Annotated in this window: 9 protein-coding genes; all 9 read right to left on the reverse strand. The window is 41.9% G+C overall.

The window, feature by feature from the left end:
• Nucleotides 1–619, reverse strand: a 619-nt coding sequence (cyoE, locus tag ABWO12_RS06745; RefSeq protein ID WP_353088000.1) for a heme o synthase, incomplete at its 3' end; no start/stop codon positions are given.
• Nucleotides 620–713: 94 nt separating this feature from the next.
• Nucleotides 714–2795 carry a gliding motility outer membrane protein RemB gene (remB, locus tag ABWO12_RS06750; protein ID WP_353088001.1) on the reverse strand — a complete coding sequence of 694 codons (2082 nt, stop codon included), beginning with the start codon at nt 2793–2795 and terminating at the stop codon, nt 714–716.
• Between the two features lie 2 nt (nt 2796–2797).
• The gene (deoC, locus tag ABWO12_RS06755; protein WP_353088002.1) at nt 2798–3541 is read right to left on the reverse strand and encodes a deoxyribose-phosphate aldolase; all 744 of its coding nucleotides are present in this window, start codon (nt 3539–3541) and stop codon (nt 2798–2800) included.
• 87 nt (nt 3542–3628) lie between these two features.
• Nucleotides 3629–3955, reverse strand: coding sequence for a VanZ family protein (locus ABWO12_RS06760; RefSeq protein WP_353088003.1), 327 nt, complete (start codon nt 3953–3955; stop codon nt 3629–3631).
• Nucleotides 3956–3971: 16 nt separating this feature from the next.
• Nucleotides 3972–4352 carry a glycine cleavage system protein GcvH gene (gene gcvH / locus ABWO12_RS06765; RefSeq protein ID WP_353088004.1) on the reverse strand — a complete coding sequence of 127 codons (381 nt, stop codon included), beginning with the start codon at nt 4350–4352 and terminating at the stop codon, nt 3972–3974.
• 81 nt (nt 4353–4433) lie between these two features.
• Nucleotides 4434–11666, reverse strand: a complete 7233-nt coding sequence (gene sov / locus ABWO12_RS06770; RefSeq protein ID WP_502902916.1) for a T9SS outer membrane translocon Sov/SprA — start codon at nt 11664–11666, stop codon at nt 4434–4436.
• Nucleotides 11667–12248: a Holliday junction branch migration protein RuvA gene (gene ruvA / locus ABWO12_RS06775; protein ID WP_353088005.1), complete on the reverse strand. Its 582-nt coding sequence runs from the start codon at nt 12246–12248 to the stop codon at nt 11667–11669.
• A 63-nt stretch (nt 12249–12311) separates the two neighbouring features.
• Nucleotides 12312–14612 carry an NADP-dependent malic enzyme gene (locus tag ABWO12_RS06780; RefSeq protein ID WP_353088006.1) on the reverse strand — a complete coding sequence of 767 codons (2301 nt, stop codon included), beginning with the start codon at nt 14610–14612 and terminating at the stop codon, nt 12312–12314.
• 64 nt (nt 14613–14676) lie between these two features.
• Nucleotides 14677–15600, reverse strand: coding sequence for a tRNA epoxyqueuosine(34) reductase QueG (gene queG, locus ABWO12_RS06785; RefSeq protein ID WP_353088007.1), 924 nt, complete (start codon nt 15598–15600; stop codon nt 14677–14679).
• Nucleotides 15601–15647 lie beyond the last annotated feature (47 nt).

Consider the following 15647-nt stretch of genomic DNA (forward strand, 5'->3'; position numbering starts at 1 on the left):
ACATAAAGAAACCCGCTTTCTTGTAATCTTCAAATAAAAACCATCCAATAGCCCAAAAGTGAGGAAATTGCCAAAAAAATTGGATTAAAAATAAGGTCCCCGCTTCAATACCAAAATGATTGGTAGCAGCGACCCATCCCAACATAAATGGAATCGCGCCTGGAAATGCACCAACAAATACGGCTAGGGGAGTAACGGCTTTCAAAGGGGTGTAGACACTGGTGTATAAAAAAATGGACACCGCACCAAACATGGCCGATTTGGGATTGATCGTATACAATAAAACCAAACCCGTGATGGTAAGCGAACTCGCTACAAATAAAGCGGTATTGGGCGCCATACGACCCGATGCGACGGGACGGTTTTTGGTACGATCCATCAAGGCATCCAAGTCTTTTTCAATCACTTGATTGAATGCATTGGAAGCACCAACCATGCAATACCCTCCAACCGCTAAAATCAACAAGGTCATCCAATTGAATGGATTGGCCTCACTGATACCTAGTAAATAACCTGCAATGGAGGAAAACACTACACTCACGGCCAAGCCCGCTTTGGTGATTTCTTTAAAATCTCGAAACAATTTTAAAGGATGCAACGATGTGGAATGCGTGTCCAACGATACTTTGTTTTCAAATGTCAATTAAGTCGTGCAAAAGTAGTCTATCCCAAAAGAAATGACAAAAAACAAAGCATAAATATTCTTGAAGATTTTAGTAATCAAAATACCAATTAAAGATGTCTGTACGAACACCAATCGAAAACCATGTCGTATTGGATGACTTGACCGTATCGGTTACCGTAGTGGGATCAAAATTTCTAAAAATTACATTGGCAAACAACTTTAAATTGGTCGTTGGATTGATCACATAACCCGCTTGCAAATCGGCAATAAACACCATCGTTTCGTTACCTTGTCCTACCACTACTCCCGTGTCTGTGGGTCGGAAATCATTATAACTTAGATAAATATTTCCTCCGTAATTTAAGCCATTTATATCCAAACCACGAATTCCATAATGCAACTTGGCCGAAGCATAGTAGCGCCCATGCGTATAACGCCCGATGGCAATTAACTCTTTAATATTTCCACCCCATTGATGCCCTAAACTTTGGTTGCTATTACCATAATTGGTAAGTACATTACTATGTGAATAGACATAGGGACGAACAAAGTTGTATTCCAACTGCAACATGAGGTTGTCTACGTTAAACGCATTGTAATATTTTAAACCCAATTGGTAGGCGTATTTATTTTTCCAACTTTGATTTTGAGCGCGAATTTCACCCAAGGAAAATTCATCCAACAAAAATTGCCCGTAAGCATTAACACTATTGCTCAATTTATATTTCCCCGTGAGACCCAAAAGAGCATTCCCACTTCGTGAAGAAGACGAAAACTCAACGGCTCTGTAAAATATTATAGGATTCACAAAATTCATGTCAAAACCACGGTCATTTTGATTGGCCCATACCACCGACTCAAAAAAACCAATGTTCAACCGTCGGTTTACGTTCCAACTCAAGTAATGACTAGCAACAAACTTCGTGGCGTAAGTTCCATCAACCGTTACCTCCGGACGGGTGTCTTTCATCCACATGTAGAGGTTGGTGTATTTAATTTTCCAAAAGGTCGTATTGATTTTGAAATAGGGATAGGGACTCACCCCATCGGTTAACAATAACGAGCGGTATCCGTCACCTATAAAATTACGACCATGCCCCAATTGCATTTCTACAAACTTTCCGGGAGCATAATTGATATAGGCCTCTGCCATTGGAAAATCAAAAGCATCGGTTTTAAATTCTTTAGCAATCCCTATTCCTGGAATGGTGGCAGGATTTCCTCCCGAAGGGCGCAAGGAAATAGCATATTGATTGAAATAATCGGCAAATCGGCCCTGACTTTCATATATGGTAGCCGAAAAATTCACTTCTTTGCCTAAACCTCCTCGGATTTGTACCCCGCGTGTATTGACAAATGTATAATCGGTAGCGCCCGAAGTTTCTCTTCCGAGTTGAAAATCAAAAACAGGATTTAACGTAAACCAATAATCATCCCCTTGGATGGCAACCAAGTCATCGTTCCATATTTTTTTACCCCACCACGAAGATTTAGGCTTCATGAGTTGTTGATGGGCTTCTCGCAAATTATAGTATTTCGAAACTTCGTTGAACGTAAAAGGCTTTGAAGTAGTATGCGCATTGGCCCCCACTTGATTCATCGCCCAATCAAAAGAAGCATAAAGTCGATTGGAAAAAGGAATGGCAAGTTTACTGTCGTATTGGGGCTTTGTAAACGTTTGATACTGCATTGTATCTAATTCCATTACACGCGTTTCCTTTTGAAAAGTTGTAGGAACAACGGGAGCTTGCTGCTGTTTGGCTATACCTTTGGGAGCGTCATCTGGATTTTGTAACGGTACGTTAAATCGGATGGTGTATTTCGAATACGTAGCTTTTCCTCCATAGACAGCGGGTTGAATTACGGGTAACTTTTCAAATACACGGCGGCATTCGGCAGTGACATCGGCATCGCCAGCATCAATGTACAAGGGTTTGAATTTCCCCGATTGATCGACTTCAAATACGACAATTACTGTACCCTGATAATTGGTTTTGGCTTTAAACTCACGGTAAACAAACCGCTGTAATTCTTGATCAAAACAGACTTGTGCTTCCGTCTCATTGACCGACTTACAATTAGAAAAAACAGGGGGTGTTTGTTGCAACCCCTGCGCACAAATGGTTAGCAACCCACTCCAAAAAAACACAAAAACAAGTAATCGTTTCATACTTAATATACAGATTCAGACGTCCCGCCGTGCGCAATAGTTTTTGCCGCCGACGTTCCGATTCGTTTTACACCTAATTTTATCATTTCAACTGCCTCCTCATACGTTCGCACACCTCCTGCTGCTTTAACAGGAAGTGGTGCGCAATTTTCAAGCATCATCAGTATAGACGCACGTGTTGCGCCATTGGGCTTTCCGTCTTTTGTTTCATAAAAACCCGTCGATGATTTTACAAAAACATGTGCAAAGACGTCTTCTTTAAAATGGGCTATAATTGTATTTTTAATGCACGCCGACAACTGAATGATTTCGGTATCCGTCAATGCAGCCACTTCAATAATCCATTTAACCGTTTTATGGTGCGACCAAGCCAACTGTGTTCCAGCCACAATCTCTTTGCGCACTAAAGCTACATCTCCCGATTGGAAGGCCCTATAATTACATACAAAATCCAACTCATCGGCTCCATCATCAATCGCCTGTTGTGCTTCTTGCAATTTGGCTTCCAAATCGGCCGTTCCCTCGGGAAATCCAATAACGGTTCCTACCAATACTGAAGATTTTGCGTCATCAATCATCGTTCGCGCCATCGCTACCTTGTCGGGACGAATCATCACCAACTTAAACCCTTCCTCAATCGCTTCTTGAATACAAGCTTTTACCACTTTTTCATGGTCGGCTATAGAAAGTCCAGCTTGCTCAGGCAATTTGAGGTAAGTAGTATCTAAATAGTGTCGAATGTGCATAGCGATAACCAATAAGGGTCAAAAATACAAATTATGAAGCCAGCTTCATTGATTTCCATAAAAAAACCACTCGCGAAGAGTGGCTTACTATTTTTTTATAGAAAAGACCCATAACCCTAGGCTTGCCCCAATGGTGTTGGCGAGCACATCCCAAAGATCGGCTGAGCGATTTTGTGTGAAGGCTAATTGACAAACTTCCATCATAATTCCATATCCTACTGCGGCAAGCCATAACCCAATTAAGGTTCGTTTTGTCTTTTTTCGCAGATAGCTACCCCACCAAAAAACAAATCCAAAGTAGAAACAAAAATGGACCACTTTGTCTTTGTGAGGCACTGAAATACTTTGTCCTAAACTTCCTGTTGAACCCAAACTTAACCAGGTTATGAGGGCGGTCCAGGAAAGTGCAAGCAATAAATTATATGTTTTCTTAGGCTCCAATCAAAGCTTTGTAGGCATCGGCATCCATCAATTGATCCCACTCAGTGGCATCAGAAATTTTAACCTTTACCATCCAACCCTCGCCATAAGGATCTGAATTAACTGTTTCTGGCGTACTCTCTAAAGCATCGTTAAATTCAATGATTTCACCCGACAATGGAAGAAATAAATCTGAAACGGTTTTCACGGCTTCAACGGTACCAAAAACTTCATCTTTAGCAAGTGTTTGATCTAATGTTTCAACTTCTACATAAACAATATCACCCAATTCACGTTGTGCAAAATCGGTAATACCCACAGTGGCTAAATCGCCGTCCAAAGAAACCCACTCGTGGTCTTTGGTATACTTCAAATTAGAAGGAATATTCATTCGTTTGTTGGTTTAAAAATACACGTTCAAAGGTACACTTAATTCCGATATTGAAAAATGATTTTTTGCATTTCAAACGGTTTAATTTCCGAAGTTATAGCGCAACGTAAATCCAGTTCGAATGTTGGTTATCGGGAATGAAGTTGAAATAACAGCTTGGGAGAATGAATGATCGTAAAAGAAAATGGCCGTTAAATTTTTACTGAACGAATAATCCGCAGTAACACGGGCTGACCATAAGTCTTGACCACCTCCCAACTGGTTGTTGTTGTAATCCAAATAACGAACAATGGTTTTGTTGTTTCGGTAGGAGAAATCTATTTTGACATTCAAATCACTCTTGATGACCCCTGTTGGATTATCAGCCAAACGCGAGGAAATGATCACATCTTTGAAACGGAATCCTGTTCCTACAATATACTCAACGCCTTGTTGCTCGGTCAATAAGTTGTTGTCAAAACTGAATGACAAGGCGCGGTCTTTTTTCATTTCAAGCAACAATTTGAACGAACTTTTTGTTTCAAAATCAATTCGGAAAAGCGGACTAAATTGTTCCACCAAGTTGACATTTCCAACAATCGTTTGCTGGAAGAAATTGTTATTGGCAGGGTTTATGGCGCCTTCTACATAGTCTAGATTTGAACGGAAAGCATTAATGGTATACGATGCTTTGTAGTTATGCTGAATGGAGAAGCGTTTGAAGCGATCTTTAAAAAACTTATAGCGCATTAATCCATTGTACTTGATGTTCCACCCTGGAATTGGAATATCTCTGAAGATTCCAGTCGACACTTTATTGACATCGCGACCCGTGTAGGCTGCTAAGAAAGCAGGTAATAAGACATCCTGACTGTTTTTCCCAAACCCTTGAGGGTACCCTTCGGCATCGAGAGGGTAAGTGGTATTCCCATAATAATCTTGGGCTAAACGGTGGGCAATGACAAAGCGGTTTTCGCGGAATCGATTAAATGCTTCCGAACCAAATTCGTCACTTGGCATAAACGAGGTGGTAATCATGTTGGTCGAAATCGCAAAGTTCCCAGTATTGTACGGCGACCTTGAATTGTAGGTACCATCAGGACTTACATCATATTGCTCTGTATAGTTCGTAGCGTATGTGCGATTGGCCGCCAAGTCAATTTTAAAATCAGGGAATAAATCGATATTCGCAGTCATGTCCAAAGTACGGTTGATGACCTCGGTATAATTTTGGTTAAAATCTTGGAAGTTGGTCAACCAACCACGTTTGGCTGCTTCAAAACGAACATCGTCTTGCAACCCGAAGACAAAGGCCATAGAGGGTTTAGCCGAACCGAAGAATCCGAGACCTGGAGTATATCCCGGTAAAGCGGTACTTTGGTTTTCAGTATAATTAATTTGAATATTTTTTACACTGGTTAAAATACCGATCAAGCCTTCTACAAAAGGACTACGTTCCGATTGTGGAGCTACTGCAGTGTTTGTAATTTTTTGCCCTGGTTTTGGGGGGGCTGTTTGCTTAGTTTTGGTATTTTTTTTAGTCTTGGTTAACCCAATATATTTATACAATGCATCCATATTGAACGCGGTATTCAGCTTGTGCGAGCCTGAATTTTGAATGGTATTCCCTAAATTAAACACGTCTCCGTTGGCATCGGTATACGATGATAATGCAATGGAAGAACGTTGCCATGTAAACGTACCATTGTAGGTATAGGTAGGTTTGATAAAGGCCAAGAACGGAATTTTATTCAACGGCACTTCGTAGTTGATGGTTAACTGTTGATTATGAGTATTGGGCAATCCAGGATTCCAGAAGTCCGTCCAAAGCGTATATGTATTGTCGGGCACGTTGTTTTCATCCATAAAATTACGGACCAAATTATTGCTCGTTGCATTAAAGTTTAATTTTAATGACTTGGTTAAATTGTAATTGAAACCGTACTGGTAATTGAACAAATAATTTCTTTGATATAAGGTTTGCAACCCTACCCCTTCTACATCAACCAAACGGAATTGCTGGCGGTTTAACTGACGGTTGATGTTGGTGCTAAACGAAATATTGGAAGGTAAAAAGTTGAAGTTAAAATCACTCAACAATTTCCAATAACTACTTTTTTGGAAAGCCTTTACTTTTTTGAAAGGCTCCACAGGTTTGTTTTGAAAAGCAAACGTGTAATCCACTGCGGTATTGACTTGTTGATCTTGGAAGTTTTCCAACTCGTAATTGTTGCGATCCACCTGATTATACGAGTAGGAAACCGTCACATTTTCGATGTCATAAAAACGCGGTTTTTGCTTCTCGCCACGGTCTTTTTTCACCCCAATAAAATTGATGCTTTTTCGCTTGGTATAGTCAATCGCTCGGTTACGGAAATTGCGTTTTTGCGCCTCATCCTGTGTGTTGTCAATCAATTGTTGTAACTCGATATCCTGGAAAAACGGATCGTATTTTGGGGTAATAATCTCTTCGCCAACGGAATAATTAAAAGGTACATTCATGTTCCATTTTTTGGGCAATAATTTCCCCAAACTCATATTGGTCACAATATTGTACTGCAATATCTCTTCTCGACTACGTTCATTGGGACCTTGATCAATCGAACCAAAGCCTATAGTACTCATACGACCTGTTGCCGAGATATTAGCAAAATCGGCTAAATTCGCATCCAAATTCGCTACCGCAGCCATACCGCCTTTGTTGTCCATATCGGCAATACGCAACTCATTGAACCATGCCTCTCCTTTAATCCTTCTCGGATTGAGTGGGTGTTCAACAGTGTTCAGGATGTGGGTATTGTTTTTGATTCCGACCATTAAGACTCGAATCAACCCGAAGTTAGGATTCCCTCGAATACCCAAACGGGCCTTATTCACTTTTCCAACCAAGGAATTGTCGAGCTCGTCTTCATTTTTAAAATAGATTTCTCCGGGTGAAGTGTATATATGACTCAAGGCCAATACTTTTAATTGGGTCAACAACTTCAGCGAAACGTCAATTTGGTTGGCTTCGGGCCAAACTGCATCGGGATTATTAACGTTGAATTGTGATTTTTTCAACGGAAGTTCAATCTGATAAAAGTTTTCAGAAGCATCGTTTCCAAAGCGAATGAAACCAACTAGCTCATTATCTTCTATAGAACTCGGCTCATCAGGAAGGGCTTCAGCGTGTAAAAACATTTTAATTTTTTTGAACTGACGCATGTCGACACTTACGTTTTTGAAAACCCCGCGTGAATCGCCAGGTTCCAAACCTAAGCCACTAGCGCGTAACGCCAACGACTGTTCGTTTTGAGGAATCAACGTATTATTTTGCAGCAATTGTTCTAGCTGAACACCAGGAGGCGTTACGTAATTAATGGGGTTACGAGAACCATTCTCTTGCACGTTAAGGGCTTGAACTTCAAAATTTGTCCCATCATCAGTGACGTCGGTATCAACAGGATCAAGTGTGTTTTCATATCGTCGCCATTCTCCACGAACCAAATCCAGAGACCCAAAACGAATGGTGACAGGTTGGTTAAATTTGGTCATGAAAATTCGCATGAAACGAATGGAACGGAAATCAGAAATACTACCAATGGTGTTGGCAGGTGCGGTAACGGGAATTTTAAACTGAATCCAACGGGCTTGCACTGTATTTCCGTTGGCGGCAGTCACCTGTGTTTCACGAATATCTGTAATAAAGTTGGCCCCTACATTTGAAAGTGCACTTGGACTGATATTAATTTTATACTCAAAATACGCATTAATTGTATTCATGGTATTATCCCGATTGATGTCTTCCACATCGGGAATGGTAGTCGAACCGCGATTGGTGTCGGTAACATCTACGGGAGAGTTGGCTTGAACGTTGTTGTAATTCTTATACCGATCCAAAACACCTCCACTGGCATTTAAATAAAAATTGTAGTTATCTGCTGCTGGGTCGGGGAACGATGCAAATCCAGGGAACTTGGCCGCTTCTTCATTATCGTTAAGTCCGTCCAATCCAACGTCTTGTACATTTCGGTTGGCCGTATCGGTGTCGAAAGCATAAATCAAGGACTGTGAGGCAGGAATATTTCCCCAGTAATTGCTGGTGGTGATTTGACCAGGACCTAATCCGTTCTCGTAAAACTTACGACCGTCTTTGAGGATATCTTCTGAAATTTCACCTAGGTTAAAATAAACTTGACCCACATTGGAGGGATCGGAAGCAGCCCCGGGATTGGTTGGATCAAAATAGGGATCCATCATCCAAAACTGGATATACTCTACGTTGGTTTGTTCAAAATTGGTCGAATTCAACGCGCGCATGATTCCCCCAAAATTAGTGTCGGGATTGGGTAATGAACCATCAGCTTGCGTCGCAAGATTGAAGTTATACGGACCGCGTTCTTGAGGGAAATAGGTTAGATCTAAAGTATTAACCACTTGCGATTGTCCTTGGGCAATAACGGTTTGAGGATACAATTCTGAACTAAAAATACGACGCGTACTGTTGAGTGATAAATCATCTTGAGAAACGCCAGAAGGACGTTGCGTATAAAACACAGGGTCAATAGTATACCAAGCAATTTTGGCGCGTTTAAATCCGTAATCAATCGAATTTTGCGTACCGTTAAAGTCGGGATAATCCACATTTCCAGTCGCTGGACGTTCCGGAGTAGAGGCGATGAACCATGATAAAGGAGAGCGTAAATCAATATTGGTTTGCGACCCTTCAAAATCGTCTACATACAAGGTAGATTCTCCGTTAAAACGGTCACCAATAGGCGCATCGGGCTTCAAGAAAGCCACTTCCCCACGGAACGATACATTGGAAGGAACATCGGTGTCTACATTTGGCAATTTATTCACTAAACGGGTCAAGAAAGGAACTTCCGACGACAAACTGGTATTTAAACCAAACATGCTGTTGTTTACGGATTCCTGACCGTAATTCGATTTTTGCGTAAAAGGACGCTCCGTCATTTTCAAAAACGTAGCTCCCACTAAGGCTTTGGGTGAAAATTTATGCTCGACATTAATTCCCATAAAGCGGCGCGTTTGCTGACCAAAAACAGAATTGTTTTCAACCGAAACTTCAATTGGCGTATTGGAAGCTTGTAGGGAAGGATCTAAAATTTGAACCCGTCCAGCTTGGTAGTTCACAGTAAAATCTACTCCTTCAACCAAACGTCTTCCTCCGGCAGTAACGATTACAGATCCTTGGGGTACATTAAAGGCTCCGATTGGAATCCCTTCTCCCCCTGAAGATTTAAATCGACCTCGTAATTGGAATTTATTCTTCTCACTGTCTTGCAACGCTGCGGCTTGCGTACTCGTATATAATGTGCGGAATACGTATTTCGCTTGGTTGGGGTTAAAATCCGCCAAAGAGGTGGGATCCCCTAGATAATTCTCTGATGACCCAGGAGCAGTTCGTAATTTTTCAAACAAATAACGACCAAAAGGTTCGATTTTAGTAAAAATAATACGTCCGTTTTGCTGGTCAATGGTAAGTCCGGGAACAAAGTCAAAAAAACCATCCCCCCCCGTTTGCGGGTCGTTGGCAAAATTCAATTGGTCCATAGAAAAAACGCGAAGCAAAGGTGTTTCGCGAACGTCGTTGGGTAGTGGACTGGTAGGACTGGCCTCTACGATATAGTTTAAAGGCGATGGATCGGTGTAGAGAATGTTGAATTTGAAATCTTCTTTTTGCAATTGGAAGCCTCCAGGAATTTGATAAATATTTTTCATCATCAAACCCCAAATCGGTTTGTCGACAAACGTGAGGGTACTTTTCAACATCTTTACGATTAACGATTGCGTCGCAGGAACGCCTCCTGTATCGACTTGTGTGGCTTCTACCCCATCGGTTCCAAACTCCCCTACTTGATATACTTGTCCCCCGATGGTATATTGGAAAGCAACGGCTAATACTTCGTCATTGGCCAAGCGTTGTTGTAAGGAGACATAACCTAATTGGGGGTGAAACGTATACTCCGAAGGATTTAGTTTTCGAGCATTTTCCAATTTGGCATAATCGGTTCCCTCGTTAACAGGATTAACGTTGTTGAATCCATTTCCTGCTGTAAAAATTTCACGAATACCTTGATTGAGTAATCCCGTTGTTCCGATTAAGGCGGGATCATAGCGGTTGTTGGAGTTATCGGCTGGACTATCAATCGGGGTTAGGAAAAATCCATTGGTAATTTCAACTGGGTTGATTGCTACCACTTGGTTGTCATTAAGTAGAGTATTGCTATACGTATCCGTCAATCGGGATTCCCCTAAATCTTGTAAAGCAATTAAGTTCCGTTGGTTATTGTTGGTGGCATTGATTCGGTTTTGACGATTGGTTACCCAAACTTCAATACGGGTAATTTGCACTCGGCTGTCAATAAAGGGATAATTGCGTAGAGCAAAATCGTAGCGGTTTTTGAAGTATTGGGACAAGAAAAAGTGGCGATCGTTATCGTATTCTTGTGCGAAAAGTTCAAAATTTTGAATCGTCCCGCCTCCTTGCGAAGTTACCGTTCGGGTTTGCGACTTTTGCTCGGAAAATACCCCTGTGACGGTTGTTCTACCGAATTGTAATTGAGCTCGAACCCCAAACAAACTTTGCGCGCCTCGAATCAAAGTATTGTTCAGAGGCATACTTACGTTACCTACTTCAATTTTCTGAATGATATCATCTTCGGTTGGAGTGTATTCCAACTTGATTAAATTCTGGAAGTTAAAGGTGGATTGGGTGTCATAATTGGCATTTACATTTAAACGCGTCCCTACTTTTCCCATCAAACTCATACTGATGCGTTGATTGAAATCAAACGTGGTTGTCGCACGGTTACGCGGTGAAAAAGCAGGATTGTCTTGTTTGGTATGCCGCACCCCTAAATCAACTTCCACCGACCCTGTAGGCTTGATATCGATGGTGTTACTCCCAAAAAGGGTTTCAAAAAAACTGGAATTTACGTAATACCGGGGTAGTAAGTCTTTCTTGTCTTGTTCGGTACCTTTTCCATCAGCAGCATTGGACTTCTTTTGAAAATAGGCACGCATCGATTCCCGTAAAACTAAGGCATCATACTCTTTGGGGGTTAAAAACATCGGATAATTGATGTTAAATCCTTCAAAGGTTTTGGTCAATACGTATCGATCTATTGTAGGGTCATAGGTATAGGCCTCTACAACACTTTTCGGGTCATTTAATTTAATGGCTCCGGTGTTGTATCCTTTTATGGTATCTCTCGCTTTTTCGTCGTCTTCTTCTTCTGTTGTTTGGGCCTGTGTTGAAAAGGCAAAAAACACAAAAAGAAAACAAAGTATTCGTAATAATGATTTATTCCGTCTGTTTGTTTTCAACAGTTATAGGTTTTTTAATGCTTGTTTGATTATGGTTTCTAGGTTGGCATCGGTTTGATCTTTCATGATTTTATCGACTACTTTTTCGGCATTCTTACGAACAAAGCCCAAAATCTCCAAAGCAGATAACGCTTCATCCCGATTTGTATTGTATGAAATTGGTGAAACTTCCCCAATATCATGGATTTTTAACACTTTATCCCGCAAATCAAGGATAACACGTTGGGCCGTTTTAGCCCCAATGCCTTTGATGGATTGAATGGTTCCCACATCACCGTTGCCAATGGCTGCGATAATTTGTTTGGGATCTAAAGAAGAAAGCATGGTTCGGGCAATTCCAGCACCGATACCCGATACGGAAAGCAATAATTTAAACAACTCACGCTCTGATTTTTCCATAAACCCATACAGTTGATGGGCATCTTCTTTGATGAGCAAGTAGGTAAACAATTTCACCGACTCCGACTGCGGTAATAAAGCATAGGTGTGTAACGAAATATGGATATGATAGCCTACGCCTTGGCTATCAATCACCACATCGGTAGGGTTTTTTTCAACTAATTTTCCGTGTATGTGTGCTATCATCTTTAAATCGTATGTTCAAATATAGAAAAAATTAACAATTAGGGACTTTTCTAAACAAGAACCTTACTTTTTTATCACCATATCGCGGAGCCGTTTGTGCTTCTCTTGCGCATCTACTACCGCGACGGCTGCCATATTCACCATTTCCTCCACGCTGGCGCCTAATTGAAAAATATGCGCTGGTTTGTCCATTCCCAACATAATTGGACCTACTGAGTCTACCTTGTACAGTTCTTTCAGTAGTTTATACGTAATATTGGCCGACTCTAGATTGGGGAAAATCATGGTATTGACTTTTTTTCCTGCCAATTTTGAAAAGGGAAATTTCGCTTTCAACATATCGGGATTCAACGCAAAATCGGTTTGAATCTCCCCATCGACAATCAAATCAGGATAATATTTATGCAAATAGGCTACGGCATCGCGCACTTTTTGGGCACTTTCATGGGTGGACGAGCCGAAATTGGAAAACGAAACCATGGCAATCACGGGTTCCATCCCAAACATACGAACCGTTTTGGCGGTCATTAAAGCAATCTTGGCCAAATCATCGGGGGAAGGATTGGGATTGATGGCCGTATCGGATAAAAACATGGGACCGCGATTGGTCATCATCATATTGGTGGTAGCAATCAACGAAATGCCGGGAGCCTTTCCAATCAATTGCATCAAGGGTCGTACCACAGAGGGATAACTTCGAGAGTAGCCTGAAACCATCGCATCAGCATCGCCTTCATTGACCATCATGGCGGCAAAATAGTTGCGTTCGCGCATCCATTTTTGCGCATCCAACAATGAGATGCCTCGGCGTTGACGTTCTTTCCAAAAGATTTCAGCATAGCGCATACGACGTTCGTCTTCCTCTTTTGTTTTCGGGTCAAAAATAGGAATATCGGCGTCAAAACCGATTTCCTCTTTCAACTCTAATATATCTTCTTTCCGTCCCAGTAAAATAGGTTTTCCAATACCTTCCTCATAGACAATTTGGGCGGCTTTGAGTACATCCAATTGATCGGCTTCTGCAAAAACAATACGTTTGGGGTCGGTTTTTGCGCGGTTGATAAGCAAACGCACCATTTTATTATCCGAACCCATGCGTTCCATCAACTCCTCTTCATAGCGTTCCCAGTCGGTAATCGGTTGTTGTGCTACTCCCGATTCCATCGCGGCTTTGGCTACGGCGGGGGCAACTCGCGAAATTAGGCGCGGGTCAAAAGGCTTTGGAATAATATAATCGCGTCCGAAAGCCAATTTAGTTTCCCCATAAGCAATATTCACCTGCTCGGGCACTAATTCTTTGGCCAAGCTGGCCAAGGCTTTCACGGCGGCCATTTTCATGGCTTCGTTAATTTTGGTGGCACGAACATCTAGGGCTCCTCGGAAAATATAAGGAAATCCCAAAACATTATTCACTTGGTTAGGATGATCCGAGCGACCCGTGGCCATAATAATATCTTTTCGGGTGGCAATGGCTAGATTATAATCGATTTCGGGCACAGGGTTGGCCATCGCAAAAACGATTGGATTCTTGGCCATGGCTAGAAGCATTTCGGGGGTCAATACATTACCTGCTGAAAGACCCAAAAACACATCCGCATTTTTGAGGGCTTGCGCCATGGTTGTTGCGGGTTTGGCGGTGGTATAGCGTCGCTGTAGGTCGGATAAATCGGTGCGTTCTTTATGCAGCACCCCCTCTTTATCAAACATGATGATGTTTTCGGGTTTTACGCCCAAAAGTACGTACAAATTGGCACAAGCTAAGGCGGCTGAACCCGCTCCTGAAACGACAATTCTTACTTTATTGACTTTTTTACCTGCCAACTCTAGTGCATTCAACAAAGCCGCCGAGGAAATTATGGCGGTACCGTGTTGGTCGTCATGCATTACGGGAATGTTCAGATCTTCTACCAATCGGCGTTCGATTTCAAACGATTCGGGGGCTTTGATATCTTCTAAGTTGATTCCTCCAAAGGTGGGGGCAATATTTTTTACCGTTTCGATAAAAGCTTCGACATTTTTGGTATCAACTTCAATATCAAAAACATCGATGTCTGCGAAAATTTTAAACAATAAGGCTTTTCCTTCCATCACGGGTTTAGAAGCTTCGGGACCGATATCGCCCAAACCTAAGACTGCCGTTCCGTTGGAGATTACCGCTACTAGGTTTCCTTTGGACGTGTATTTGTATACGTTATTAATGTCTTTGGCGATTTCCAAACAGGGTTCAGCAACACCCGGAGAATAGGCCAAGGACAAATCTCTTTGAGTTGCATATTTTTTGGTAGGAACAATTTTTATTTTGCCTGGGGTGGGTTTGGCATGGTATAAAAGTGCCGCACGGCGTTTACTCGATTGATTATCCATTTTTCACAATTTGCATCTTGACAAAGGTAAAAGTATCCGCGGAATCGCGAAACAAATGAAGGATTTATTTGAGGAAGTCAATATTGCGTTTTAGGCCTTGGTATTGGGTTCGTTTCACCGCCGAATCCCGAAAAACTTCTTTGAAAATATCTTCTGTAATTTCCTCCCAATCCTTTTTGGAAAAAGAGAGCAAATCGGGATGCGGATTAAATTGGGGCTCTTGATGTGGCGTTGCAAAACGGTTCCAAGGACACACTTCTTGACACACATCACAACCGAAGACCCAGTCATTCCAAGCGCCTTTCATGGTTTCGGGCAATTGATTTTTGAGTTCGATAGTAAAATACGAAATGCACTTGCTGCCGTCGACCACATAAGGAGCCACGATAGCTTGGGTGGGACAAGCGTCAATACAAGCGGTGCAAGTTCCACAATGATCGGTAGTGGGCGGATCATAGTCCAATTCAAGATCGACGATGAGTTCGGCTACAAAATAATAAGAACCCGTTTTTTGGGTAATGAGATTGGCATTTTTACCGATCCATCCTAGTCCACTTTTGGCAGCCCAAGCTTTGTCCAAGACTGGGGCAGAATCGACAAATGCACGTCCGTTAACGGCTCCGATTTCGGTTTGTATACTGTGCAAAAGCGCTTTTAGTTTGTCTTTGATGACGTAATGATAGTCTTTACCGTAGGCATATTTTGAAATCTTGTACGTATCCTCTTGTTGAGTTTCGGAGGGAAAATAATTGAGAAGCACTGAAATGACACTTTTGGCATCCTCGACAAGCAACCTAGGATCTAGGCGTTTATCAAAATGGTTTTCCATATACTGCATTTCACCGTGAAAGCCTTTATGGAGCCAGCTTTCCAAACGGGGGGCTTCGGCTTCTAGAAAACCGGCTTTGGCAATACCGCAAGAGAGAAACCCAAGGCGTTTGGCTTCGGCTTTTATAAACTGACTGTAGTGTTGTTTTTGGTTGTTCATGTGCATTAGGGATTGCAGCGAAGTACCCGCCCGACGTGAGGAGGGCG

Source organism: Flavobacterium sp. (genome assembly GCF_040379285.1).
Lineage (GTDB): Bacteria > Bacteroidota > Bacteroidia > Flavobacteriales > Flavobacteriaceae > Flavobacterium.